This is a genomic window from Caballeronia humi (genome assembly GCF_001544475.1).
Classification (GTDB): Bacteria; Pseudomonadota; Gammaproteobacteria; order Burkholderiales; family Burkholderiaceae; genus Caballeronia; species Caballeronia humi.
The window spans coordinates 78,160-102,313 of record NZ_FCNW02000020.1 but is presented as its reverse complement, the minus strand read 5'-3'; the positions used below and the strand labels follow the sequence as shown (position 1 = coordinate 102,313).

Here is a 24,154-nt window from a genome sequence, read left to right as displayed (position 1 = left end):
GCGCCTGAAAGAAGCATTGAGCCTCGCGCATGGGCCCGAGGAACCCTTCGATCAGCCCGCCGACCTGCCGGGCTGAATCGTTGCGCTCATCTCAATGCGCGGCGACGGAATCGAGCCCCGTCGACGTCACCTCTGGCTGCACGGCAGGCGACGCGAGATAGTCGAGCAGCGCTTTCGCTTCCTTCGGATGCTGTGCGCCAACCGGTATTCCCGCCGCGAAGCGCGTGACGGACTGCATCGATTCCGGAATCTTGCCGACGTACGCGGCGCCCTTCACTGGAAGCAACTCGCTCACCTGCTGGAAGCCCACTTCGTAGTCGCCCGTCGCGACCACGGACGCCACCGGGATCTTCGGGATCATCTTCGCCTTGGCCTTCACCTGCTCCTCTATGCCGAGCCGCTTGAACAACTCGCGCTCGATATAGACGCCGCTCGCGCTATCCGAATACGCGATCGACCGGGCGTGCAGCAAGGTTTCCTTGAGCGCCGCCTCGGACCCGATGTCGGGCTTCGGCGCACCGTCGCGCACGACCATGCCGATGCGTGAATCCGCGAGTTCGACGCGGGAATCGGGAATCACCTTGCCCTCTTTGATCAGGTCGTCGAGTGCGTAGCCGACCATGATCACCACGTCGGCAGGCTCGCCGCGCTGAAGACGGTTCGGAATGGCCTCCGGCGATTTGCCCATCGACGGGCCAAGCGCGGTATCGAGCGTATCGCCGGTCGATGCCGCGAACTTCGGGCCAAGCAGCTTGTATGCCGCGGTGAAGCCGCCCGAACTCATCACATGCAGATCGGCGGCCTGTACATTCGCCGCGACGGCCGCGCTGCCGACGAGCGCGGCGGTACAGAATTTCAGAAGAATGGATTTCATGTTCGAAAGGATGCGATGTTTCAGGACCCCGCATGCAGCGGAACGGGACGGCGCCGATACAGTGCCAGCGTCGCACCGAGTCCGCACACCGCGGCGAAGCTCATCCAGTAGCCGGGCGCGGCCTTGTCGCCGGTCATGTGAATGAGCGCGGTCGAGATAACGGGCGTAAAGCCGCCGAAAACCGCCGTCGCGAGGCTGTAGGCGAGCGAGAATCCGGCGACGCGCACTTCGACCGGCATCACCTCGGTCAACGCGACGACCATCGCGCCGTTGTACATGCCGTACATGAACGAGAGCCACAACAGTACGAGCAGCATGTTGATGAAGCTCGGCGCGTGGGCGAGCAGCGACAGCGCGGGGTAGGCGGTTGCGATCGCGAGGATCGTCATCGCGAGGAGAAGCGGACGGCGTCCGATCCGGTCCGAGAGCGCGCCGCCGATCGGCAGCCAGATGAAGTTTGAGATGCCCACGCACAGCGTGACGAGCAGGCTGTCGGCGGTGCTCAGATGCAGGACCGTCTTGCCAAAGGTCGGCGCGTAGACCGTAATCAGGTAGAAGCTCGTCGTGGTCATCGCGACCAGAAGCACGCCGGCGATCACGACAGTCCAGTTCTGCACGAGCGTTGCAAACACTTCCTTCATGCTCGGACGATGCTGACGCTGCTTGAATTCCTGCGTTTCCTCGAGATTGCGCCGAAGAATGAAGATGAAAGGCACGATCATGCAGCCGACGAAGAACGGCACGCGCCATCCCCACGCGGCGATCGCCGCCGTGTCGAGCCATTGATTCAGCGCGAAGCCGAGCGCCGCTGCCACCACGATCGCCACTTGCTGGCTGGCGGATTGCCAGCTCGTGAAGAAGCCCTTGCGTCCGGGCGTCGCCATCTCGGCAAGATAGACCGATACGCCGCCCAATTCCGCACCCGCCGAGAAACCCTGGAGCAAGCGACCGATCAGAACCAGCAACGGCGCGAAGAGTCCGATGGTCGCGTAGCCGGGGACGAACGCGATCAGGATGGTGCCGCTCGCCATGATCGACAGGGTGACGATCAGGCCCTTGCGTCGGCCGACATCATCGATATACGCGCCGAGGATGATCGCGCCCAGCGGCCGCATCAGGAAGCCGGCGCCGAACACCGCGAACGTCATCATCAGCGAAGCGAACTCGCTCGCCGCCGGGAAAAAGACCGCGGCGATCTGCGTCGCGTAGAAGCCGAACAGAAAGAAGTCGAACTGCTCCAGGAAGTTACCCGCCGTCACGCGTAGTACGGCGGATGCCTTCGATTGCCCGGGGGCCAGGGTGGTTGAGGAGGGATGCATCGAGGTGTCTCCAGAAATTTTGAACTTGCGGTGTTCAGGCGATTTATTGTTTGTCGAATACTCGCCCGAACGGTGCGAAACGATAAGTGCTATTTTCGGAACGATTGATGTGCGCTGGTTATCAGTCCCGGTCAAGCATTCACGCCACGAAGCGGCACTGGGAAGCGGGCGTGCGCGTGTCCATGTTGCGTCCGCGATTCAGGTGATCGTCGATTTCCGCCGCGCATCCGAGCATGCGGGGATAAAGGAAGATCGTGAACGCGGCGGTTTCCAGATCGGACTCGGCCAGATCGCCGCGTCGCAAGGGTTGCCACAGCATTTTGAGCAGCAACGCCGCGATCACCGCATCGACGTTCACGCAGTACACGTTGCGTGACACGCCGGCATCGAACAGCGCCTGCACGAGCTCGCGATAGAACGCATGGAACGCGTTGTATTCCCCGCGTTGCTCGCACAGGTTTGCGATAAACACCTCGCGCGGGTCGTGGTTGACGGGCCTGTCCTTGAACACCGGATGATTGACCCCTGGCAGCTTCGCTATGTCCAGGCTGCCCGCGCTTTTTTGCCGCGCCTTGTATTGCGCGTAACGCTCAACCGACCGCGCGGCCAACGAGCGCAGATCGACGCCGTGTTCAGCGTCCGACGGATCGCCGAGCGAAGTGTCGCGGAACGCTTCGATCAGGAAGGCAATCCCCTCGTACCCGTTGCCGCCATGCGTAAAGCCGGTATGCGAAAGGAAGCCGACGAGCGCCTTGTTGAGCTGCACGCGCTCGGGGCTTTCCGGACCGTCAGCCGATACCGCGCCTTTCGCGCCTTGCGCCGAGATGGCTCCCGGACCGTTGGTGAGCAGCAGTCCGGCGAGCGTCTTGAAGGCGAACAGATCGTCGGGGCCGGGTTCGAGATCGAGCAGTGCCGCAAAGCAAATCTCGGTGAGGCTGCGTTCGTTCAGGAGCGATTCGGTGGTGAAGCCGCAGAATCCTTCCGGGGCGTGACGAGATGCATCCGCCGAAGCGCCGATCAAACGTCCGAACAGCATGGTCCACCAGGGCAAGCTCTCGGCGGTCACGCGCGACACACGCTTGCGCATGAGCGGGCCCCACGCCAAAGTCGTGGTGATCGCGGCGAGGACGGCGTCCGCCGTCGGGTGCGCCGGCTGCGACGCCAGCCAGCGGATCAACACCGATCTGGCGCCACGCTTTGCAAGTCCCGCGAGCATCGCTTCGGCGCGCGGATCACGGGCATCGGCGAAGAGCGGCTCGCAGCCGGTGGTGTCGATCTGGCCGGTGTCGAAGCTTTCATCGAGCGCGTTCGTGAGGCCCGCAGCCGCGAAGTGATCGATCAGCCATTTGGCGGCATTACGCGCCGCGCGCTGACGATTCGGCCCGACGATCGATGCCGCAGCCGCCAAAATCGCGTTGGGGGCGTTGCCCGCCTCGCGCGCCGCCTGGGCCGCGACGAGTTCCGGCGTTCCATGCAGATTGACCGATGCCGCGATCGCCACGTTGATCAGCTTCTCGTCGTTCTCGCCGCCGGATTCGTGCAGCAGGGCAAGGTTCACGTTCGCTTCGAGTGAGCGCGTCGCGGCGTCGAGCATCGAGGTTCCGTGCAGGCTGCTGACTTGCGTTTTCGCATCCATTTGCGACGCGCCCGATGCGTCCTTGAGCGTCTGACGTGGCGTTATCGCCCCGATCTGGCTGTTGACCTGCAAGACCTGCTCGTCGTACGGGGCGACCGCGCCGACCACGGGAATCGCAAGCTCTGACGGAAGTCCGATACCCTGATCGGAGCCGAACCACGGCTTGAGCGCAAGGCTGCCTTCGGGCTCGAAGTCGGGCATCGTCGCGTTGGCGCGCATGACGGCGGTCAGCGCCGCCGGGATATGCGCGATGTTCGTGACGACCGCGCCCTTGGCCGAGCAGCATGGATTGTCGGGGCTGAAGAGCTGGTCGACGCCGACCTTCTCCATGAACCAGCGTTCCTTCGCTTGCGCGTCGTCGGAACCACCAGCCATCGCGCCCGCATGACCGACCGCGCGCGTCAGCCGGCTTTTCCACCGACCCACCACGCAGGCCACGACCGGCTTCGTGAAGGTCGCATCGGCTTCGTAATAGCCGCCCGGTTCGCAATAGAGCACGGCGGCCTTGCTGCGCGAATCGTTGGCGAGTGCGAATGCAAATTCCGGCGCGGCGTAGTGAATGTAGACGTCCTTGCCGCTCGAAATGACAGTCGACGTGCCCCAGCCGCTCATGCGCAGGTACTGCGCGATCGTCGTGCTGAAGCCGCCGGAGTTGGAGAAGATAGCGATCGAACCTTTGCGCAGCGAATCGTCCGGATTGTCGCCCCCGAGCGCTCCGCCGATCCTCACGCGATTCCACGAGTCCGCGACGCCCAGCCCGTTCGCCCCGAAGATGTCGATGCCCGCTTGCTGACCCATCGCGCGGATTTCGCGGGCGTCATGCACGGCGATCTTCTCGGTGATGATGAAAATCTTCTTGAGGTCGGGATTGACGCGGATCAGTTCGGCGACGCCGTCACGGGCAGCCGATGGCGGCAGATACACCACGCCGCAATTGAAACGGTGCCCTGCCTCCAGCCCTTCGCGGACGTTGTTGTACACCGGGATATCGCCGATCGATGTCGCGAGCGTTTGCCCGCCCTTCCCCGGCGCAGTGCCGAAGACGATATTGCCGCCCGAGAAGTCATGGCTGACCGGCGTTACGTCCGACGATTCGCCGCCGAGGATGTTGAGGATGCACACGCGATCGTCGCGGGTGGCAATCTGCGCGAGCGAGTTGACGCCGACGAAATACTTGAACGGGTTGCTGTGTTGTTTGTGCATGTCGCTCTCCTCAAGCCTGAGCCGTTTCGGTTTTCATCGTGGTCGCGCCGATCCGTGCTGCCACTTCGGCCCGGCCACCCTCGCGCATCCACGCGTCCGCCTTGCGTGCGTACTGGATGACTTCGCTGATGTCGGAGTCGAATCCGAAAAGTCTGTAAGGCAGGCCGAGCGAGTCGCAGGTGTCTCTCAACGCCGCCATGCCTCGCACGAGGTTCGGCCCGCCCCGGCCCAGCACCACGTAGAGCGGCGTCGGTCCATGCTCGCTGAAGTGTTCGCGAAGGGCATCGGCCATCGCGCGCAGCGTCTCGAAGATGTCGGTGTTGTTCGACTTGCCCCCGATGATGAAAAGCACGTTCGACTGCTTGAGCCAGTGTTTGAAGCAGATACGGGCGACTTCCTTCATCTTCGCGTAGGGCGGATTGCCCCCGAAATCCGACGAGATGATCGCGGCGTCGCCGAGCATTTCGGTGACCAGCGAGTTGGCACCGCCGCCGAACGTCGGCGCGAGGATCGTTCCCTTGTCGTTGATCACGTACACATCGCTTTGGCCCTGATGCGTGCGCAACTGATTGATCTCCTGCTCGAAGTCGGAGTAGTCGGCGGCGAACAGGTGTTGCGGCAATCCAAGACGCGTCCAGCGCGGATCGTCGCGATCGAAGCCGCACTTGAAGTCGCAGGCGACCGGTGTCAGCCGTCCATTCTTGTCCTCGCGCATCCGGATCGGATTGAGCTCCAGCGTCGTCATGCCGAAGTCGTGAAAGAGCTCCCAGAGTTTCGGCAACTGCTGCACGAGCGGAGAAATGATCTCCTTCGGCGCGCCGATCTCGCTCAGCGCGTTCGCCACGACGAACGCCTTGAGGCCCGTCAACGCATCGAAAGGCACCATCGCCACATGCTTCGGATCGACCTCTTCGATGTCCATGCCGCCCTTGTGCGAGAGCGTCATCGTCGGAGCACGAAAGCGGGTGGAATCGGTGATCGAGAAATAGACTTCATGCTCGGCTGGCACGCCGGCCTCGAATGTCACGCCATTCGCCTTCGCTTTCAGGTGGCCGACGGTGTGCTCGGCAAAGTACAACCGCTCTTTTTCGATCAATGCAGTCTTGAGATCGGTGGCGCGGCCGAGCAAGCCCGCCTTGCCCTTCTTTCCGACTCCGCCCTTGAAGACGGGCTTGATGAAAATCTGGCGATGACGATCGATCAAGGTCTTGATCTCCTCTTCGCTGGCGCTCGGGCCCAGGATTTCGCTCGCCGGGAATCCGACGAATTGAAGCAGGCGCGCGCCGTGCAACATACCGGTGATTTGCATGAAGTTTGTCTCCTGAAGGGCATTGCGATAGAAAAGAAACGAGTGTTCGGGCGTGACAACGCGGCCGCTGCGCCGCGGGCGCTCGGATCGCGATGTCTGGTATGCGTTGAGGCTGGACCGCGAGGCCGGGCGGCCTCGAGTGGCAATCGCTAGCCGCTTCGAATGCGTCTTGCGTCGTGCATGGCTTGTCTCCGATGCGTTTTACTTGCGTTCCAATTTGGCTGGAATCTTGAGTACAGATACTCACGCAAATAAATTGACGCGATAAGTGCATTTTTTAAAAGCATTGATGTGCGCACGTTATCAATTCCCGGATATTTGACGGTCGGCGCGAAATTCACTTCACACGCCAGCAGCTAATCAATGCACGGGATCGAGCAAAAGCATCCGTGAAATGATCGGTTTGCGTTGAGCACGCACGCGTCGAAGATGAATCTCCACCTTTCAGGCACGCCACGCTCATGTCCGTCACCTCTGCTTCCACCGCCGCGCCGGCGCTCATGCGTCGATTCGCGAGGCGCCCCGTATGAGCACGCTGCCAACGCCCCGGCGAAATGGCCACGCGAACTTGCGCGTGTTCAAGACGCGCGCCGCAAGCAGCAAGCGTCAGGTTTCGACCAGGGAACTCACGCGCCTCATCTTCCCGCTCGCATTGCTGCTGATCTGGCAGTTCGCGGCAACGGCGGGATGGATCGATTCTCACGTGCTCGAAGCGCCGCTCGATGTGGCCGCCGCCCTCGTCGATCTCGCCCGCAGCGGCGTCTTGTGGGACAGCCTCGTCGCATCATTGCAGCGCGCGGTCGCAGGCTTTCTGATCGGCGGCGGAATCGGCCTCGTGCTAGGTCTCGTGGCCGGCTTGTCGCGCATCGGCGAGCGCACCTACGACGCGCTCCTGCAGATGCTGCGGATGATTCCTTTCCTCGCGCTGATTCCGTTGTTCGTGATCTGGTTCGGCGTCGACGAGAAGCCGAAGATCCTGCTCATTGCCATCGCGTGCGTGTTTCCGGTGTACCTGAACACGTTTTCCGGCGTGCGCCATGTCGATGCGAAACTCGTCGAAGCCGCGCAGGTCTTCGGCGTGTCGCGCGCGGCGATCGCGCTGCAGATCGTGTTGCCGCTCGCGATGCCTTCGATTCTCGTCGGGGTCCGCTACGCGATGGGCACCGCGCTGCTCGCACTCGTCGCGGCCGAGCAGGTCAACGCGACTTCCGGCATCGGCTATCTCGCGCTCAACCCGCGCGCCGCGCTGCGCACCGACATCATCCTGGGCGTCGTGCTCGTCTACTCGTTGCTCGGCCTCACGATCGATGCGCTGCTGCGCGCCGCCGAACGCATCGCGCTGCCCTGGCGTCGCACACTTAACGAAGAGCGCCGCCGATGACACGCGACACCACCGCACGCGAGCCCGATCTCGCGGTTTCCATTCGCCAGGCCAGCAAGCATTTCGGCGAGCGCGCGATCTTCGAGCGTCTCGATCTGACGATACGGCGCCGCGAATTCGTCGCGCTGCTCGGCGCATCCGGCTCCGGCAAGACGACGCTGCTGCGCACCCTGCTCGACCTCGATTCTCTCGATGCCGGCGAGGGTTTCGTGGCCACGCCGCGCGCGGCCGTGTTTCAGGAGCCGCGCCTCATTCCGTCGCAGCGGGTCTGGCAGAACGTGCTGATGGGCGTACCGAGAACATCGCGCGCTCGCGAGCTCGCCATCGCGACACTTGCCGAAGTGGGCCTCACGCGCCACGTCGATGCCTGGCCCGCGACGCTCTCAGGCGGCGAGGCGCAACGCGTCGCGCTGGCTCGCGCATTGATCCGCGACCCGGCGTTGCTGTTGCTCGATGAGCCCTTCGCTGCGCTCGACGCGCTCACCCGCCTGCGCATGCAGGACCTCGTTCGCCAGCTCGTCGCGCGGCATGGCCCCGGTGTGCTGCTCGTCACGCATGACGTGGAAGAAGCCGTGCGCCTCGCCAGCCGCATCGTCGTGCTGCGCGATGCGCGTCTCACGCTCGATGTCACGGTCAGCGATGCAGCAGGGCAGCGCGATTCGTCGCATCCAGAAGGCGCCGCGCTGCGTGATCGTCTCTATGCCGAGCTCGGCGTGCGGCGCACGGCGATCAGCCCTAGCGCCGTCGCCGCGTGAACTTCCAACCAATCTCAACTCGAAGACGCCTCATGTCCATTGCCCGCCCTTTGCTTCATTCGCTCTTCGCTTTGATCGGCGTCACCGCTTGCGTCGCTTCATCGTCCTACGCCGCGCAGCCCGTCCTGCGCGTAGGCATCTTTCAGGACGTGACGCGCGAAGCCATCGAGGCGACCGATTTCCTGAAAGGCACACCGTATCGCATCGAATGGGCGCGTCTGAACGGCGCGGGGCCGACCGTGCAGGCGTTAGGCGGCAACGCGATCGACATCAGCTGGGGCCTGAGCGATACGGCCGCGCCGAAGGCATCGTCGGAGGATCGCCGCAACTGGACCGCTGAAACCGCCCCGATCAAGCTCATCGGGCTGCTCGCCCCGGTCGACAGCAAGCGCTACTCGCCGATGCTCGTGATTGCGAGCAAGGCATCCGGCGTCACGAAGATCAGCGACTTGCGCGGCAGGACGTATGCGTTCAACGAGGGCGGCAACGCGAACGCAGTCGGCCTCCTCGCCCTCGACAAGGCCGGCCTCAACGTGAAGGACGTGAAGCTGCGCCTGCTCACGTACGACGCCACCGCGCCCGCCGTTGTCGCGGGCGCTGTCGATGCGGCGCCGGCCACCCGCTCCCGGGTCGCGGACGCGCTCGCGAGCGGCGCGGTACGCGAGCTCGCGACCGAGAACGAAGTGGGCTTTCCGGGCTTCGTGTCCGTCACGGCGCGCACGGGCGCGCTGAAAGACCCGCAATTGAGCGAGGCGATCGGCGATTTCATGACGCGCCTCGCGCGCTACCTGAACTGGGCAGCCACGCACGACGCCGAAACAGCCGCCGCCTACGCCAAAGCCCAGCAGCTCACGCCGGATCAGGCGCTATTCGCGGCAAAAAGCGGCGCCTATCGTCTCGTTCCGGTGAAACACGACGGCGCGCCCTTCAAGGCCGAAGTCGAAGCGACCAAAAAACTCGGCGAGATCGGGTTCTATCCGCGCCCGGTCGATTTCTCGACGGTCGTCGACGACCGCTACACCGCGCAGATCGAGGCGGGCAATCGCTGACCTGATCCATCATTCATCGGAGCACTGTATGAGCAAGCTGTTTGAAGACCGCGTCTTCTGGATCACTGGCGCATTCGGCGCGCTGGGCGCGGCCACCGCAAGAAGGCTCGCACTCGCGGGAGCGAACGTGATCGCGTCCTCGCGCAACGTCGATACGCAGCTTTTTGCGGATTGGCCGCACGTCGTGCCGCTGTCGGTCGACGTCGCCGATGACCGCAGCGTACGCTCGGCCTTCGCGCAGATCGAAGAGCGCTTCGGCCGTCTCGATGGCCTCGTGACCAGCACGAACGTCGCTGCATTCGGCGACTTCCTCGACCTCACCGACGACGACTGGCAGCGCGTCATCGACGCCAAGCTGCTCGGCTCGGTGCGTCCGATACGCGCCGCGTTGCCGCGCTTCATCGCTCAGGGGCACGGCGCGATCGTCGCGATCTCCGGACGCGGCGGTATCGCGCCGCCGCCCAATCACTTTCCCGGCTCGAGCGTCAATGCAGCGCTCGACCTGCTGGTTCAGGGCCTCGGGCGCAGGTACGGTCCGCTCGGCGTACGGGTGAACGCGGTCGCGCCGGGCCCGATCCGCTCGCCGCGTTTCGATTCGATGGCCACCACGCAGGCGGCGACCGAGCCGACGCGCCTCACCGCGCTCGACGGCCCCGGCACGCCCGAAGACGTCGCGGCCGCGGTCGCGTATCTGCTCTCCGACGACGCGCGCTTCGTGACCGGCACGCGGCTCTATGTCGACGGCGGCGGCCCCCCTTACGCGTGATTCGCGCGCCCGCTTCGTCTTCCAAACTCAACTCAAAGGACTCACCGTTCATGTCCCGCCTCGTCTCTCCGGCGCAATTGCGCACGCTCATCGGTCAACGCACGGAACTCGCCCTGCTCGACGTCCGCGAGGAAGGCGTCACTGCGCGAAAGCGCCTCTTCTACTCGTCGATTGCGCCGGTCGGCCGCCTGGGTCTCGTGATCGAGCGTCTTGTGCCGCGACGGACCACGCCCATCGTGCTTGTCGACACACAGGGCGAGCACACGGTGCGCGCCGCCGCGCTGCTCGGGCGCTGGGGATACACCGACGTGTCGATCCTCGAAGGCGGCGTCGATGGCTGGGAACGAGCCGGCTTCGAGGTGTTCAGCGGCACCAATGTGCCCGGCAAGGCGTTCGGCGAATTGATCGAGCACCGGCTCCATACGCCCAACGTCGACGCGGTGACGCTCAAGGCTCGCCAGGATGCGGGCGACGATCTCGTCGTGCTCGATTCGCGTCCGTTCGGCGAATTCAACGCGATGAACATTCCGGGCGGCGTCGATTGCGCGGGCGCGGAACTCGTTTATCGGGCGCTCGCTGCGGCACCCTCGCCGGACACGCTGATCGTCGTCAATTGCGCGGGCCGCACGCGCAGCATTCTCGGCGCGCAATCGCTCATCAACGCGGGCGTGCCGAATCCCGTCGCGGCGCTGACGGGCGGCTCGATGTCGTGGCTGCTCGCGGGATTCGAACTCGAGCATGGCGAGATTCGCACCGCGCCGCGCCCGGATGCGGCGACGCTTGCCACGGCGCGCGAACTCGCCGCCGCCGCCGCGCGCAAAGCCGAGGTGCCGGTGATCGACGGCGCGACGCTCGCCCTGTTCGAACGCGAGAGTGGCGAGCGCACGCTGTATCGCTTCGACGTGCGTGATCCGCTCGAATACGAAGCGGGCCATCCGGCGGGCTGGCGCTCGGCGCCGGGAGGGCAACTCGTGCAGGCGACCGATGAATACGTGGGCGCGCTGCACGCCCGCGTGGTCCTGCGCGATGACGACGGCGTGCGCGCCCGCATGACCGCATCGTGGCTCAGGCAACTGGGCTATCTCGACGTGCATGTGCTCGACGACGCAGCAAGCGCCGCGCTTACTGCCGATACATACGAAGCCGGACCCGAGCCATTGAACATCCGTCCGCACGGCGCGCGCACGCACTGGATCGAGCCGGATGCGCTGTCGCGCGCGGTCGGCGAAGGCAAAGCGCAAACGATCGATATCGACAGCAGCGTCGCCTTCAGGCGCAATCATGTACCGGACGCGCGCTTCATCGCCGCGAGCGAACTGCGCGCGCGTCTCAACGGCTTTCCGCGCGACCAACAGATCGTGCTGACCTCCGAAGACGGCGTACTCGCCGGACTCGTCGCGGCGGAACTCGCGGCGCATCGTCCGGATATCGCCGCGCTGATCGGTGGCACGCGCCGCTGGATCGCGCTCGGGCTGCCGCTGGAATCGGGCGATGCCAACAACCTCACCGGCGACGACGATGCCTGGTACAGCCCGTACCACGCCGAACCCGGCCGCGTTGCCGAGCAGATGAACGCGTATCTCACGTGGGAACTCGAACTCGTCGAGCAAGTGGAGCGCGATGCGATCGCGTCGATCAATGTGCTCGACTTCGAAACCGCGACGGCGGAGCGCAGCCTCGAGCGTTTGAGCGAACCGAGCAGTACCGCCGCATGAACTCGATCGTCCTGCCCGCATTCGACGGCGCGTCGAGCCCCGCCGACATCCCCGGCAGCCCGCTTCACGCCGCGTTCGCGCAGCCGCTGATGCTGGGGCTGTTCCTGCCGATTCAAAACGGCGGCTGGTCCATCTCGACGCTGCCGCGTTCCACCGACTGGCGCTTCGACTACAACGCACGTTTGACGCGCACGGTGGAGGCGCTCGGCTTCGATCTCGTCTTCGGCCTCGCGCAATGGCTCGGCAAGGACGGGCATGGCGGCACGCTCAAGTATCGCGAGCAATCGCTCGATGCGTTCATCGCGACGAGCGCACTCGCCGCGATCACCGAGCGCATCCTGCTGATCTCCACCGTGCACGTGCTCTACGGACCGTGGCACCCGCTGCACCTCGCCAAGTTCGGCGCAACGCTCGACCATATCTCCAACGGCCGTTGGGGCCTCAACCTCGTGACGGGACACGTCGAAACCGAATGGGCGATGTTCGGCCAGCCGATGATCGCGCACGACGAGCGCTACGAGCGCGCCGCCGAGTTCGTCAGCGTGCTCGACACCTTGTGGCGCAGCAACGCGAATCTGAACATCCGGACGCCGCACTGGAATCTGCACGACGCGTTCGTGAGCCCGCGCCCACGCTATCACCGCCCGGTGCTCGTGAACGCGACGGGGTCGGCTGCGGGCATCGAGTATGCCGTGCGCCATTCCGACCTCGTCTTCATCACGAGTCCGGCGGGCGCGCATTTCGACGACGCCATCGAAGCGCTGCCCGCGCATACGGCCAGGATTCGCGAAGCAGCGCAGCGCATTGGTCGGCGCGTGCGCACGCTCATCAATCCGACCATCGTGTGCCGGCCGACCGAGCGCGAAGCGCGCGATTACCACGATGCGATCGTCGCGCATGCCGACGAGGGCGCGCTCGACGGATTCGTCGGTCAGGCTGCGCGTAGCGATGCAAAGGCGTGGGCGAAGCACAAGCGCGAGCAGCGCATTCTCGGCGGCAATCTGCATCTGATCGGCTCGCCCGAGCAGATCGTCGAACAGTTGCTCGCGTTGAAGCGCGCCGGATGCGACGGCGTGCAGCTCACGTTCTTCGATTTCGAGCCCGATCTCGCCTACTTCGGCGAAGCCGTCCTGCCGCTGCTCGTCGAAGCGGGCTTGCGGCATCCCGCACCGGCACCGACACATCAACCGATTCTCCAGACAACGCCATGACCCAGCCACGCCAGTTGCATCTGAACACCAACATTACGGGCGTCGGGCGCCATCCGGCCGGCTGGCGCAAGCTCGACAACCCGCGCGCGATCATCGACCTGAACTTCTTCAAGGAGATCGCGGCCATCGCCGAACGCGGCAAACTCGACGCCGTCTTCCTCTCCGATCTGCTCGCGCTGCGCAATCACGCCGAAACGCCTTCGCAGGCGCTGGAGCCGACCGTCCTGCTCACCGCGCTCGCGGGCGCGACGCAACACATCGGGCTGATCGGCACGGCCTCGACCACGTTCAACGATCCGTTCAATCTCGCGCGCCGCTTCGCGTCCGTCGATCACATAAGCGGCGGGCGCGTCGCGTTCAACGCCGTGACGACCTACGACGGTTCCGCCGCCGCCAATTTCAGCCACGACGTGCCGCTCTCGACCGAGGAACGCTACGCGCGTGCGCAGGAATTCGTGGAAGTCGTGACCAAGCTCTGGGATAGCTGGGAGGACGACGCCTTCGTCGCCGACCAGGCGACCGGGCGCTACGCCGATCCCTCGCGCGTGCATGCCATCGAGCATCGCGGGACGTACTTCTCCGTGCGCGGACCGCTGACGGTTCCGCGCAGTCCGCAAGGGCGGCCCGTGCTCGTGCAGGCCGGGTCGTCGGAAGGCGGCCGCGCGCTCGCCGCCCGTTTCGCCGATGCAGTCTTTACGTCGCAAACCACGTTGCCAACCGCGCAGAGCTTCTACGCTGAGATGAAGGAACGCGTGCGGCGGTATGGACGCAATCCCGATCATTTTCTGCTGCTGCCGGGCCTGTATCCGGTTGTCGGCGGCACCGAGCGTGAAGCGCGCGAGCGCAAGGCCGAACTCGACGCCCTGCTCGACACCGACCGCGAGGTCGCGCGTCTCGCGGGTCAGCTCGGGCTTGCGCCGGACGATCTGCGCATCGATGCGCCGCTGCCTTACGAGCGCATCGAGAAGGTCGCGCGTTCGGACATTTCGCGCGGTTTTGTCGATTCGACGGTCGCGCTCGCGAAGAGCGAAAACCTCACCGTGCGCGATCTGCTCGATCGCAATCCGGGTGCGCACCGGATCATCGTCGGCACGCCGGAACAGATTGCGGACGACATCGCGCGTTGGTTCGACGAACGCGGCGCAGACGGCTTCAACCTGAACGCCGATGTCTTTCCTTCGGGGCTCGCCGCTTTTGTCGATCACGTCGTTCCGCTCTTGCAGCGTAAGGGCATTTTCAGGCGTGAGTATGAGGGCTCGACACTGCGCGAGCACCTTGGCCTGCCGCGCCCCGAGAGTCAATACGTCCGCGCGCATCAGGCCGCGTAAGGCGATTCAATCAACACGGGAGGACCATGACCATCATTCTGGAGCGCCCGGGCGCCATGCAAACCGCCATCATTCCCTCGGACGAAGAAGCGCTCGATGTTGCACGCCGCCTCGCACGCGAGTTCGAAGCGGACGCACCGAACCGGGATCGCGAGCGTCGCCTGCCGCGCGCCGAAGTGGAGGTGTTCAGCCAGTCGGGGCTGTGGGGCATCAGCGTGCCGCGCGAGTTCGGCGGCGCTGATGTCTCGGTGCGCACCATTGCGGACGTCTTCGAATCGATCTCGGCGGCGGACCCGTCGCTTGGGCAGATTCCGCAGAATCATTTCGCCACGCTTGAACGATTGCGCTACGACGGTACGCCGGCACAGCAGGAATTCTTCTTTTCGCGCGCGCTCGCCGGTGAACGTTTCGGCAACGCCACCGCCGAGCCGGGCGACCGTCTGCCGTCCGGGCACGAGACACGCATACGGCGCAAGGACCGCGGCTTCGTGCTGTCGGGTCACAAGGTCTACTCGACCGGCGCGCTCTTTGCGCACTGGATACCGGTGGCCGCACGCGACGACGAGGGCTTGCCCGTGACCGCGTTCGTCCCGCGTCATGCGCGCGGGGTCGAAGTCATCGACGACTGGTCGGGCTTCGGCCAGCGTACGACGGCAAGCGGACAGGTGCGGCTGACCGGTGTCGAACTCGACGCGCTGCAGATCGTGCCGCGCGGGTGGCATGCAAGGATCGATACCGCCAATGCCGTGTCGCAACTCGCGCACGCCGCGATCGATCTGGGCATCGGCCGGGCTGCGCTCGACGATACGAAGCGCTTTCTACGCGAGCTGTCGCATCCCGCGCGCGGTAGTGCCGCAACGCATGCCACCGACGATCCTTTTACGCTGCGCGACATCGGCGCGTTGACGATCGATCATCACGCCGCGCAAGCTTTGACCGCGCGTGCCGCGACGCTCATCGATTCAGCGCGCGGCGATGCTTCACGCGAGGCCGTGGCCGCCGCCATCGTCGCGACGGCGGAAGCCAAGGTCCTCACGACCAATTTCGCCCTGACCGCCGCGAACAAGCTCTTCGAGCTCGCGGGCACGCAATCGACGCTCGAAGCACACAACCTCGACCGCCACTGGCGCAACGCGCGCACTCACACGCTGCACGACAGCGTCCGCTGGAAGTATCACGCGGTGGGGCAATACGCGTTGAATGACTTGCTCTGCGATCCTTTCACCTACGCGCATCCCTATTCGCCGGTCGCCGGTTGAGACACAAAGGGCGTGCATCGCGCACGCCCTCGCCACTTCATTGAAGCCGGTCAGCGCGCAGCTACGGCCTGCCCGTCGTAGACCGGATTGAACTCCAGATCGACCTTGATCTCATTCTTGATGTCACCCGAGCGATAAAGCGTATCGGCGATGCGCTGCTCGCGCGCCACGAGCGACTTGTCGAGCGGATAGAACACCGAGCGCCCGTTCTCGGCCGAAAACTTTGCGCGCGCGGGGCTCTGCTTCATTTTCTCCAGATAGATCTTCTCGACGGCCGGCACGTTCTGCGCCCACCACGCCCACGAGTTCTTGAGACGCCCGAGGAAGTCACCGAGCGCGCGGCTCTTCGCCGGATCGCGCAAGACGTCGGTGCGTGCGGTGAACACCGACAGCGCGGGAATATCCAGTTCGTCGCTCTTGATCACGATACGCGCATCGCCCTTGTCGACTGCCTCTTTCACCGGGCCGTATCCACCTGAATAGACCGCGACCTGTCCCGCATTGAACGCGGAGGCGGACACGTTGCCGTCGCCGAACTTGACGCTCTGGATGTCCTTCGGCTTCAGCCCGGCCTTGTTATACGACAGCACGTATTGCAAGTAATTGAAGCCGCCGAAGTTGTAGCCCCACGTCTTGCCGCGCAGATCGGTGAGGCTCTTCACCTCGGCCTCCTTGCGCACCACGGTGACAATCGGCGGATAGCTGCTGTCCGGATTGCGCCATCCCGCGATGATCTGCAGCGGCGCGGTCTCGGGCGTCCACGGCACGCGCGCGTTGCCCTGCTCGATGATGAGCGACGTATCGCCCATCAGGCCCACGTCGAGCACCTTCGAATAGAGCGCCGACAGTTGCGCCGCCGGGCCGGTGAGCACAGCCCACTTGACTTTATAAGGCGCGCCGTCAAGCACGTGCGACGCCTCGACGATGAGCGGCCACGCGGCGTCCTGCGTGCCGATCTGCAAGGTAAGCGGCTCCTCTTCTGCGAAGGCGCCGCTCGAGCCCGCCGATACGAACAGGCTCGCCACGATTAGAGCGGTAAAGCGTTTTCTGGTGCGCATGTGTGTTCGATGAGTGAAGGAAATCGTCATGCCGCGTCTCTCGACGCAGTCTGGAAAGCGTCCGCCTGGCCCACGCCGAGCGCGGCGAGCAGCCGCGTTCTGAGCGCGACGGCGGCTTCGTCGCCGCGGGAGCGCGGCCGCGGCAGATCGACGGCAATGTCGGCGCTGATCTCGCCCTGCGACAGCACGACGATGCGGTCCGAAAGCAGAATCGCCTCGTCGATGTCGTGCGTGACCAGCACGACAGCGGGCGTGTGCGCGCGCCAGAGCCGCGCCACGAGTTCGTACATGCGGATTCGCGTGAGCGCGTCGAGCGCGGCGAACGGTTCGTCGAGCAGGAGCAGCTTCGGCTCGCGCACGAGCGCGCGCGCCAGTGCGACACGCTGCGCCTCGCCGCCCGAGAGCGTCTTCGGCCAGCCGTCCGCCTGACGCGAGAGGCCAACCTCCTCCAGCGCCGCGAGCGCCGACGGTTTCGTCGCACGCAGCCGCTCGTGGCCAATCACGACGTTTTCCCACACACGCTTGGCGAGCACGAGGCGCGGCTCCTGGAACACGACCGAGCGCGCCCCAGCCACGCGCACGCGGCCGCTGTCGGCTTGATCAAGTCCAGCGAGGATGCGCAGGAGCGTCGTCTTGCCGGCTCCCGACGCGCCGAGCATCGAGACGAACTGGCCGCGCTTCACACTGAGCGAAACGTCCTTGAGCACGGCGCGTCCGGAAAACACGCGGCTCACCGCGTTTAGTTCGAGCGCGGTTTTGCGCTCGCCGTGACGGGTCTTCAATGCGTCGATATCAGGCGAGTTCAAAGCGCGGCCTCCAGGGCAAGGCGAGATGTTCGAGCGCGCGCATGATGAGGTCCGTCGCGATGCCGAGCGCCGCGTACACGAGAATGCCCGCGATGATGATGTCCGCGCGCTGGTTCTGGTTCGCGTTCACAAGGATGTAGCCGATGCCGTTCTGCGCGTTGATCTGCTCGGCGACGACGAGCGCGAGCAACGCCACGGCGGACGAGTAGCGCACGCCGACGAGGATCGAAGGCAAAGCCGTCGGCAGGATGATGCGCAGCGCCACTTGCCGGCTCGACAGCCCGAACACCTTCGCCGCTTCGAGCAGCTTCGGATCGACGCCGCGTACGCCCGCGTATGTATTGAGATACATCGGGAAGATCGTGGCGGCGAGGATGACCGCGACCTTCGCGCCCTCGCCGATGCCGAACCATGTGATGAAAAGCGGAATGAGCGCGATGAACGGAATGGTGCGCAGCATTTGCAGCGGTGCATCGACGATCTCTTCACCCACACGCCACAAGCCCGCGAAGAGACCCGCGAAGAGTCCGATGCCACCGCCGATCGCAAGCCCTGTCGCCGCGCGCAGCAGCGACACGCCGATCGCGTTCTGAAGCTCGCCATCGGCGATCAGTTCCTTCAGCGCCGCGAGGATGACGGTGGGCGGCGGCAAGGTCTCGGGTGCCACGAGCTTGAGCGACGAAGCGAGTTGCCACAGCACCACCAGCGCGACCGGCACGCCGACGCGCAAGGCGCGCGATCGCAGGAGTGACCATTGCAGCGCGGTGTTGTTCGCGGCGGCGCGAGTCGGCAGATCCACGAGAGCGGGGGTGTCGCTTGAGCGCGGGGCTGTCCGTTCTGGCGGCGTGGCCGGGTCGAGCCCGATCACGGCGGAGGGAAAGCGAGGGACGTTCATGGGCGTTCGTCGAGGATGAGTGGAACGAACGATGGTACGGTCGCGCGCCTGGGCCTCCAACAAACGGTTTTCCAGATGCTAAGCGCTGCCAGCGTGATTTGAAATCCCGATCGAATGAAATCGATAGCGAAAACCGTTATGCGCTGCATTGCTTATCAGATTCACTTGGTTGGCGAATCAAGACGGCTTGAATAGTGTGTGCAGATTGCGGTGCACCGATCAACAACTGGACAACCGAGCGTCAATGGGACATATCGAATCGAACCTGTCTGCCGGTCGCGGACGTGGCGAACATACTCAGGCCGTCAGACCTGCTTCAACGGCTCTGCGCGAACTCGTTTCGGCAATCGAAGAAGGCGCGCATGCGCGTGCGAACGGCGACGCGGATACTCGCGACGCGATCGCGCTCATGCGCGAGGCGCGTCTCGGCGTGTATCGCCTGTCTGTGGCGGAAGGCGGAGGCGGTGCCACGTTGCCGCAGCTCTTCGAGCTCGTGTTCGATCTCGCACAAGCCGACTCGAACATTCCGCACATCCTGCGCAACCACTTTGCCTTCGTGGAGCGCGCGCTGCGCACGCCGAATCAAGCCCCCTACTCGCGCTGGCTCGACTCCGTCAAGGAAGGCGCGCTATACGGCCTCGGCGCGAGCGAACTCGGCAAGCAGAACATCGGGGACGGAGATGGCGCCACTTCGCTCGCCCCCCAAGGCGACGGCTTCGTGCTCGACGGTGTCAAGTACTACAGCACGGGCAATCTCTACGCGGACTACATCGTCGTCAACGCGAAAGCGCAGGACGGACGATTCGTCGCGGCGCGCGTCGCAGTGGGGCAAAAAGGCGTGGACGTGCGCGACGACTGGGACGGCATCGGCCAGCGCCTGACGGCGAGCGGTACAACCGTCTATGACCACGTCGAGGTGTCGCGCGACGACGTGCTCTATTACGACGACGAATTCAAGGTCCCGTGGCAGGCCACTTTCTCGCAGCTGTGGCTGACGACGATCATCGCGGGCATTTTGCGCCGCGTGGTGAAGGACGCCGTGGCGCTGCTCAAGCGTCGCGATCGCAACTATTACCACGCGGTCAACGCCCGCCCGGCCGACGACCCGCTGTTGCAGCAGATCGTCGGGCGTCTCGACAGCGCGGCCTACGTCGCGGAATCGAGCGTGCTGCGTGCCGCCGATGCGTTGGGCCGCGCCTACGATTCCGCGCTTGCCGGCACGCCCGACGAGGCGCTCTTTCTCGAAGCGGCATTGAATGCGGCGCGCTCGAAAGTGCTGATCGACGAACTCGCACTCGACGCCGCGACGAGGCTCTTCGACGTGGGCGGCGCATCGGCGGGCAAGCAGAGCGCGGCGCTCGACCGGCACTGGCGCAACATCCGCACGATCGCCTCGCATAATCCGGTCGCGTACAAGGCACGCGTGCTCGGCGAACATGCGCTGCACGGAACGCCTTTACCGAAGGCCGCGTTTTTCTGAAAGCCTGCTTCCCGGCGCGTGATGCGAGCCTCGCTTCACGCGCTGCGGCGATATCCCTCATATCCTTAGCGCAATTCGTGCTTTCCCGTGGACACTCTTGCTCGGTAGCATGTTCTTCCTTAACGAGCGCAGAACGGGCGCGCCGCAGTTTCCCTCTTTCAAATCCCTGGAGTGTTGATCTTGTCTCGAACCCCTTCATCGCAGAGGCCGCTGGTCGTCGGTATCGGCGGCACGACGCGACCTGCGTCATCCACGGAGCGCGCGCTCGCTTTCGCATTGAAAGGCGCGCAGGAAAGCGGCGCGCGCGTGCAATTGTTCGGCGGCGCATTCCTCTACAGCTTGCCGCACTACGCACCTGAAACGGGCCACTTGACCGACGAGCAACGCGAGCTCATTGAAGCCGTGCGCAACGCGGACGCGCTCATCGTCGCGTCGCCCGGGTATCACGGCGGCATCTCGGGGCTGGTGAAGAACGCACTCGACACACTCGAAGAACTTCGGCTCGACGAGCGCCCTTATCTCGATGGCCGCGCGGTCGGCAGCATCGTGACCGCGTATGGCTGGCAGGCGGCGGGCACGGTGCTCACGTCGCTGCGCTCGATCGTGCATGCGCTGCGCGGCTGGCCAACGCCCTTCGGGGCCGCGGTCAACACGCTTGAAACACGCTTCGAAACGCCCGATACGTGTTCGGACCCGAAGGTCGTCGAGCAGCTTTACACCGTGGGCCGGCAGGCGGCGAGCTTTGCGCTCGCGTTCGGCGCGAACCGTACGGATGCATATCACGAAGCGCAACCGCGCGTGGCGGTTGCGCAGAACTGACTTGTTAGTCAGCCTGCCGATTCGACATCGGTCTCGCGATAAATCCGATGTTCGTATTGCGCGGTGTCGAAATCTGCTGGAACGCCGGAATTCATTCGCGCCTCCTGTGCATCGAGATCTTCGAGGAACAGGTCCTGGCTGATCCGACGGATCACGGCGGGAATGTCGCGCTTCATGCACGGCACGTCGCCGACGGGCACGCCACGGCTCACGAAGCCGGCCGGGTTGAAGACGTGCACGTTTTTCGGAAACGGCGCCGCGCCCGGAGACTTTTCCAGATATTCGAGCGCGTCGCCGAGATAAGGATGGGCGCCGAGCGCATCGTCGCGTTCATCGGACGCCGGGACGTAGCAGTCTCGACATAGCAGCACATGATCGGCGATTTGCGCGAGTTCGGGCCGCGCATGGAGATCGACGGCATAGCCTGTGCCAGCAATCACGAAATCGAAGTCGAACGACGTGTCTCCTGCGCGCGCTCGAACGCGACCGTCGACAACGGCGGCGTCATGCCACGGCGCGCCGAGATGCAGATGAAAGTTGGAAAAGCGCGTCGCGCGCTGCACGGCATCGGCGGGCGCCGTCGAACCCGCGCGCCGGAAGCGCAACGCCTGCCGCCAGCGCACCGCATTGGGCAGCGCGGGATAGTTGTCGTAAGCGCCCGGATAAGCACGCGCGCGGCTCACCGGCACCGCGGGCAGTTCGGCGCGTCGCACGAACAGATGCACGTCGGCGGCGCCCGCTTCGAGCGCCGTCGCAGCGGCATCAAACGCCGAGGCCGCGCCGCCTATCACCGCCACCGACTTGCCGGTGAGCGACGCGAAATCGATCGCATCGGACGTGTGGGCAAGATGCGACGAAGGCAACGACGTAAGCGGCGGCACGATATTGGGTTTGCCGTTGCCCGCGAATCCATTGCCGAGGATGATCTTGCGCGCGGTCTCCACGCGATGCTCGACGCCCCTTGCCGTGCGAATCGTCAGATGCAGCGCGAAGTGCATGCCCTTCGGTTCGATCAGCGTGAGCGTCGTGCCGTATCGAATCGGTATGCCGAGAAAGTGCCGGTACCACGCGAGATACTCGGCCCATTGCCCACGTCCGATGCGCTCGATGTCCGCATACGACGCCTCGCCGAAACGCGCTTCGTACCATGCCTGAAAGCTTAGTCCGGGCAAGCCCGCTTCCGGCCCCGCGAGCGACTTCGGCGTGCGCAGCACGTTCATCCTTGCATACGTCGTCCAGCTTCCCGCGCGCGTTTCATCGGGCGCGGCATCGATCACGCTCACGCGGCCGATGCCCGCGCGCCGCAGTCCGAACGCAAACGCTGAACCGGTCTGCCCGCCGCCGATGATCAGGACGTTGTGATCGATGCCAGGACGGCCGATCACCCAGTCCTCTGGGTCGGGGCCGATGAGGCGCAGCGTTTCGCGCGCGTGATCGTCGTGATGAAGCGGTCGTGTCATAAAAGGCTTCCAGAGCAAGGACCATCAAGTATCGATCGCGCACCGCCCGTCGCAAACGAACGATTCGTGCTTTCGAATTTCACGAAGCGTGAGGTCGACGACCAAATGACATCTGCTGCAAAGGTCGTGAGCGCCCCTTCGATATCGATATGCGATTAAGTCGCTTCGAATCGACAAGGGACCGGTTCATCATGATGAATTCAAGTTCAACCATCCCCGGCGAGCCGATGTCTGTCTCGCCCAGCACTTCGACCCATCCATGCGCACGCTTTCGTCAGTCCTTCGCGGACTGGTTTTGTCCGCCGCTTTGTCCGGCGCTTTCATCGACCCTTCACTCGCGGCGAGCACGGCTCCCGCAGTCGATCGCGACACCGTCGTGATCGGCGTCGAAAAGGAGTTCTACAACCTCGATGGGCTGGTCGCCGTGAGTGGCGATTCGCTGCGCTACGGCTGGCAAATCTACGACACGCTCTACGGATTCGACACCAAGGGCAATCTCGTGCCGCGTCTCGCCACGAGCGTCAAGGTATCCGACGATGCGCGCGTATTCACCTACAAGCTGCGTCCCAATGTGAAGTTCCACAACGGCGCGACGCTCACGTCGCGCGACGTGAAGGCATCGCTCGAACACGTGCTCGATCCGCGCAGCAAGAGCACGCGCCGGCCGTTCTTCGCGCCGGTCATCGATACCATCGAGACGCCCGACGACCTCACCGTCGTATTCAAGCTGAAGACGCCCGATGGCGCGTTCGCGAACAAGGTCGCGGGCTACCTGTACATCGTCCCCGCCGACTATCTCGCGAGCCTGCCGAATCCGGATGCGTTCGCGCAGAAGCCGATCTCGCTCGGACCGTACAAGTTCAAATCGCTCGCGCCGGGAGGAAGCGAGCTGGTGCTTGAACGTTTCGACGACTACTGGGGCGAAAAGGCGCGCGTGAAGACGCTGATCTTCCGCGCGATCACGGAGCCTGCGAGCCGCGTCAATGCGGTGCTGCGCGGTGAAGTCGATCTTTCCGTGGCGTTGCCTTTCTCCGACTATCAGCGGCTCAAGAAGGAAACCGGACTCGATGTGATCGAGAGCCGTGTGGCCTCGCCGGTCTATGTGCGCGTCTATACGAACGACAAGGCCTCGCCCTTCTCCAACATCAAGGTGCGTCAGGCGCTGAGTTACGCAATCGACACCAAGGCGATCATCAAGAGCGTGCTGTACGGCGTGGGCGAACCGCTCGGCACGATGATCTCCAACTATTACCCGTATGGCGCGGACCGCACGATCCAGCCGTACCCATACGATCCCGCCAAGGCGAAGGCGCTGCTCGCGGAAGCGGGCTATCCGAAGGGCTTCGAGACCACGCTCAACATTCAGGGTGACATGCCTCAGGGCGTGGCCGAGGCGCTCGCCGCCTACTGGGGACAAGTCGGCGTGAAGGTCAAACTCAATCGCCTGACCTATGCGACCTTCCAGCGCCTGAACAACACGCATACGTCCGGGCCGCTTGCGTTGAGCCAATTCACGAATGCGCTGTACGACCCGGTGCATCCGGTGAGCGGCGCGTTCGCATCGAACGGAAGCTGGTCCGACTATTCGAACCCTAAGATCGATGCGCTGCTCGCCGACGTCTCCAAGGTGAGCGACACGACCAAACGCGGCGAAGTCTTCCAGCAGATCGGCCGCGAGTTGCACGACGACGCCGCCGCCTTCTTCATCTCCGAGTTCACCTATGTGTACGCGAAGAAGAAGACGCTGCAATGGCAGCCGCAGCAAGGCGGCGGGTTCCTGAATTTCCGCAGCATCCAGTGGGCGCCGCAGAACGTCGCCGGGAACTGATCG

General features: G+C 64.5%; 19 protein-coding genes. 11 read left to right on the top strand and 8 right to left on the bottom strand.

What is annotated here, in order from left to right:
* Positions 1 to 91: 91 nt before the first annotated feature.
* From AWB65_RS19055 to AWB65_RS19040, 4 genes are all read right to left on the bottom strand, one after another.
* Positions 92 to 874 carry a substrate-binding domain-containing protein gene (locus tag AWB65_RS19055; RefSeq protein WP_087668617.1) on the bottom strand — a complete coding sequence of 261 codons (783 nt, stop codon included), beginning with the start codon at positions 872 to 874 and terminating at the stop codon, positions 92 to 94.
* Positions 875 to 894: 20 nt separating this feature from the next.
* Positions 895 to 2,193 (bottom strand): MFS transporter, encoded by a 1,299-nt coding sequence (locus AWB65_RS19050; RefSeq protein WP_087668616.1) that lies wholly within the window; start codon positions 2,191 to 2,193, stop codon positions 895 to 897.
* A 139-nt stretch (positions 2,194 to 2,332) separates the two neighbouring features.
* Complete coding sequence (locus AWB65_RS19045) at positions 2,333 to 5,032, bottom strand: CoA-binding protein (protein WP_087668615.1); 2,700 nt, start codon at positions 5,030 to 5,032, stop codon at positions 2,333 to 2,335.
* 10 nt (positions 5,033 to 5,042) lie between these two features.
* Positions 5,043 to 6,341, bottom strand: a complete 1,299-nt coding sequence (locus AWB65_RS19040) for an ATP citrate lyase citrate-binding domain-containing protein (protein ID WP_087668614.1) — start codon at positions 6,339 to 6,341, stop codon at positions 5,043 to 5,045.
* A gap of 526 nt (positions 6,342 to 6,867) precedes the next feature.
* Here AWB65_RS19040 and AWB65_RS19035 point away from each other — a divergent pair.
* The 8 genes from AWB65_RS19035 to AWB65_RS19000 are packed head-to-tail and all read left to right on the top strand — an operon-like array spanning position 6,868 to position 15,805.
* Entirely contained in the window at positions 6,868 to 7,722 is an 855-nt protein-coding gene (locus AWB65_RS19035; RefSeq protein WP_087668613.1) for an ABC transporter permease, read from the top strand.
* Positions 7,719 to 8,477, top strand: coding sequence for an ABC transporter ATP-binding protein (locus AWB65_RS19030; protein WP_087668612.1), 759 nt, complete (start codon positions 7,719 to 7,721; stop codon positions 8,475 to 8,477). Before AWB65_RS19035 ends, AWB65_RS19030 begins: the two co-directional genes overlap by 4 nt.
* Before the next feature lie 32 nt (positions 8,478 to 8,509).
* The gene (locus tag AWB65_RS19025; RefSeq protein WP_087668611.1) at positions 8,510 to 9,526 is read left to right on the top strand and encodes an ABC transporter substrate-binding protein; all 1,017 of its coding nucleotides are present in this window, start codon (positions 8,510 to 8,512) and stop codon (positions 9,524 to 9,526) included.
* Between the two features lie 28 nt (positions 9,527 to 9,554).
* On the top strand, positions 9,555 to 10,292 hold the full coding sequence (locus AWB65_RS19020) for an SDR family NAD(P)-dependent oxidoreductase (RefSeq protein ID WP_087668610.1): 738 nt from the start codon (positions 9,555 to 9,557) through the stop codon (positions 10,290 to 10,292).
* A gap of 50 nt (positions 10,293 to 10,342) precedes the next feature.
* The gene (locus AWB65_RS19015; protein WP_087668609.1) at positions 10,343 to 12,007 is read left to right on the top strand and encodes a rhodanese-like domain-containing protein; all 1,665 of its coding nucleotides are present in this window, start codon (positions 10,343 to 10,345) and stop codon (positions 12,005 to 12,007) included.
* Positions 12,004 to 13,218 (top strand): LLM class flavin-dependent oxidoreductase, encoded by a 1,215-nt coding sequence (locus AWB65_RS19010; protein ID WP_087668608.1) that lies wholly within the window; start codon positions 12,004 to 12,006, stop codon positions 13,216 to 13,218. The genes AWB65_RS19015 and AWB65_RS19010 overlap by 4 nt, the downstream gene beginning before the upstream one ends.
* Positions 13,215 to 14,546, top strand: coding sequence for an LLM class flavin-dependent oxidoreductase (locus AWB65_RS19005; protein WP_087668607.1), 1,332 nt, complete (start codon positions 13,215 to 13,217; stop codon positions 14,544 to 14,546). Before AWB65_RS19010 ends, AWB65_RS19005 begins: the two co-directional genes overlap by 4 nt.
* A 26-nt stretch (positions 14,547 to 14,572) precedes the next feature.
* Positions 14,573 to 15,805 (top strand): SfnB family sulfur acquisition oxidoreductase, encoded by a 1,233-nt coding sequence (locus AWB65_RS19000; RefSeq protein WP_200821743.1) that lies wholly within the window; start codon positions 14,573 to 14,575, stop codon positions 15,803 to 15,805.
* A gap of 50 nt (positions 15,806 to 15,855) precedes the next feature.
* Here AWB65_RS19000 and AWB65_RS18995 read toward each other — a convergent pair whose 3' ends face one another.
* The 3 genes from AWB65_RS18995 to AWB65_RS18985 are packed head-to-tail and all read right to left on the bottom strand — an operon-like array spanning position 15,856 to position 18,564.
* The gene (locus AWB65_RS18995; protein WP_087668606.1) at positions 15,856 to 16,863 is read right to left on the bottom strand and encodes an ABC transporter substrate-binding protein; all 1,008 of its coding nucleotides are present in this window, start codon (positions 16,861 to 16,863) and stop codon (positions 15,856 to 15,858) included.
* Positions 16,864 to 16,889: 26 nt separating this feature from the next.
* On the bottom strand, positions 16,890 to 17,669 hold the full coding sequence (locus AWB65_RS18990) for an ABC transporter ATP-binding protein (protein WP_087668605.1): 780 nt from the start codon (positions 17,667 to 17,669) through the stop codon (positions 16,890 to 16,892).
* Entirely contained in the window at positions 17,656 to 18,564 is a 909-nt protein-coding gene (locus tag AWB65_RS18985) for an ABC transporter permease (RefSeq protein ID WP_087668604.1), read from the bottom strand. The genes AWB65_RS18990 and AWB65_RS18985 overlap by 14 nt, the downstream gene beginning before the upstream one ends.
* 244 nt (positions 18,565 to 18,808) lie before the next feature.
* Here AWB65_RS18985 and AWB65_RS18980 point away from each other — a divergent pair, with 244 nt between their 5' ends.
* A complete protein-coding gene (locus AWB65_RS18980; RefSeq protein ID WP_087668603.1) occupies positions 18,809 to 20,044 on the top strand; it encodes an acyl-CoA dehydrogenase family protein in 1,236 nt (411 codons plus the stop codon).
* A 180-nt stretch (positions 20,045 to 20,224) separates the two neighbouring features.
* A complete protein-coding gene (locus tag AWB65_RS18975) occupies positions 20,225 to 20,863 on the top strand; it encodes an NADPH-dependent FMN reductase (RefSeq protein ID WP_087668602.1) in 639 nt (212 codons plus the stop codon).
* A gap of 8 nt (positions 20,864 to 20,871) precedes the next feature.
* On the opposite strand, the gene AWB65_RS18970 is transcribed toward AWB65_RS18975, so the two are convergent.
* Positions 20,872 to 22,323, bottom strand: coding sequence for an NAD(P)-binding domain-containing protein (locus AWB65_RS18970; RefSeq protein ID WP_087668601.1), 1,452 nt, complete (start codon positions 22,321 to 22,323; stop codon positions 20,872 to 20,874).
* A gap of 259 nt (positions 22,324 to 22,582) precedes the next feature.
* On the opposite strand from AWB65_RS18970, the gene AWB65_RS18965 reads away from it, so the two are divergent.
* Positions 22,583 to 24,151: an ABC transporter substrate-binding protein gene (locus tag AWB65_RS18965; protein ID WP_087668600.1), complete on the top strand. Its 1,569-nt coding sequence runs from the start codon at positions 22,583 to 22,585 to the stop codon at positions 24,149 to 24,151.
* The last annotated feature ends 3 nt before the right edge of the window (positions 24,152 to 24,154 follow it).

Coding starts and splice junctions, on each gene's coding strand:
- AWB65_RS19055 (WP_087668617.1), bottom strand. CDS start 874: ATGAAATCCATTCTTCTGAAATTCTGTACCGCCGCGCTCGTCGGCAGC.
- AWB65_RS19050 (WP_087668616.1), bottom strand. CDS start 2,193: ATGCATCCCTCCTCAACCACCCTGGCCCCCGGGCAATCGAAGGCATCC.
- AWB65_RS19045 (WP_087668615.1), bottom strand. CDS start 5,032: ATGCACAAACAACACAGCAACCCGTTCAAGTATTTCGTCGGCGTCAAC.
- AWB65_RS19040 (WP_087668614.1), bottom strand. CDS start 6,341: ATGCAAATCACCGGTATGTTGCACGGCGCGCGCCTGCTTCAATTCGTC.
- AWB65_RS19035 (WP_087668613.1), top strand. CDS start 6,868: ATGAGCACGCTGCCAACGCCCCGGCGAAATGGCCACGCGAACTTGCGC.
- AWB65_RS19030 (WP_087668612.1), top strand. CDS start 7,719: ATGACACGCGACACCACCGCACGCGAGCCCGATCTCGCGGTTTCCATT.
- AWB65_RS19025 (WP_087668611.1), top strand. CDS start 8,510: ATGTCCATTGCCCGCCCTTTGCTTCATTCGCTCTTCGCTTTGATCGGC.
- AWB65_RS19020 (WP_087668610.1), top strand. CDS start 9,555: ATGAGCAAGCTGTTTGAAGACCGCGTCTTCTGGATCACTGGCGCATTC.
- AWB65_RS19015 (WP_087668609.1), top strand. CDS start 10,343: ATGTCCCGCCTCGTCTCTCCGGCGCAATTGCGCACGCTCATCGGTCAA.
- AWB65_RS19010 (WP_087668608.1), top strand. CDS start 12,004: ATGAACTCGATCGTCCTGCCCGCATTCGACGGCGCGTCGAGCCCCGCC.
- AWB65_RS19005 (WP_087668607.1), top strand. CDS start 13,215: ATGACCCAGCCACGCCAGTTGCATCTGAACACCAACATTACGGGCGTC.
- AWB65_RS19000 (WP_200821743.1), top strand. CDS start 14,573: ATGACCATCATTCTGGAGCGCCCGGGCGCCATGCAAACCGCCATCATT.
- AWB65_RS18995 (WP_087668606.1), bottom strand. CDS start 16,863: ATGCGCACCAGAAAACGCTTTACCGCTCTAATCGTGGCGAGCCTGTTC.
- AWB65_RS18985 (WP_087668604.1), bottom strand. CDS start 18,564: ATGAACGTCCCTCGCTTTCCCTCCGCCGTGATCGGGCTCGACCCGGCC.
- AWB65_RS18980 (WP_087668603.1), top strand. CDS start 18,809: ATGGGACATATCGAATCGAACCTGTCTGCCGGTCGCGGACGTGGCGAA.
- AWB65_RS18970 (WP_087668601.1), bottom strand. CDS start 22,323: ATGACACGACCGCTTCATCACGACGATCACGCGCGCGAAACGCTGCGC.
- AWB65_RS18965 (WP_087668600.1), top strand. CDS start 22,583: ATGCGCACGCTTTCGTCAGTCCTTCGCGGACTGGTTTTGTCCGCCGCT.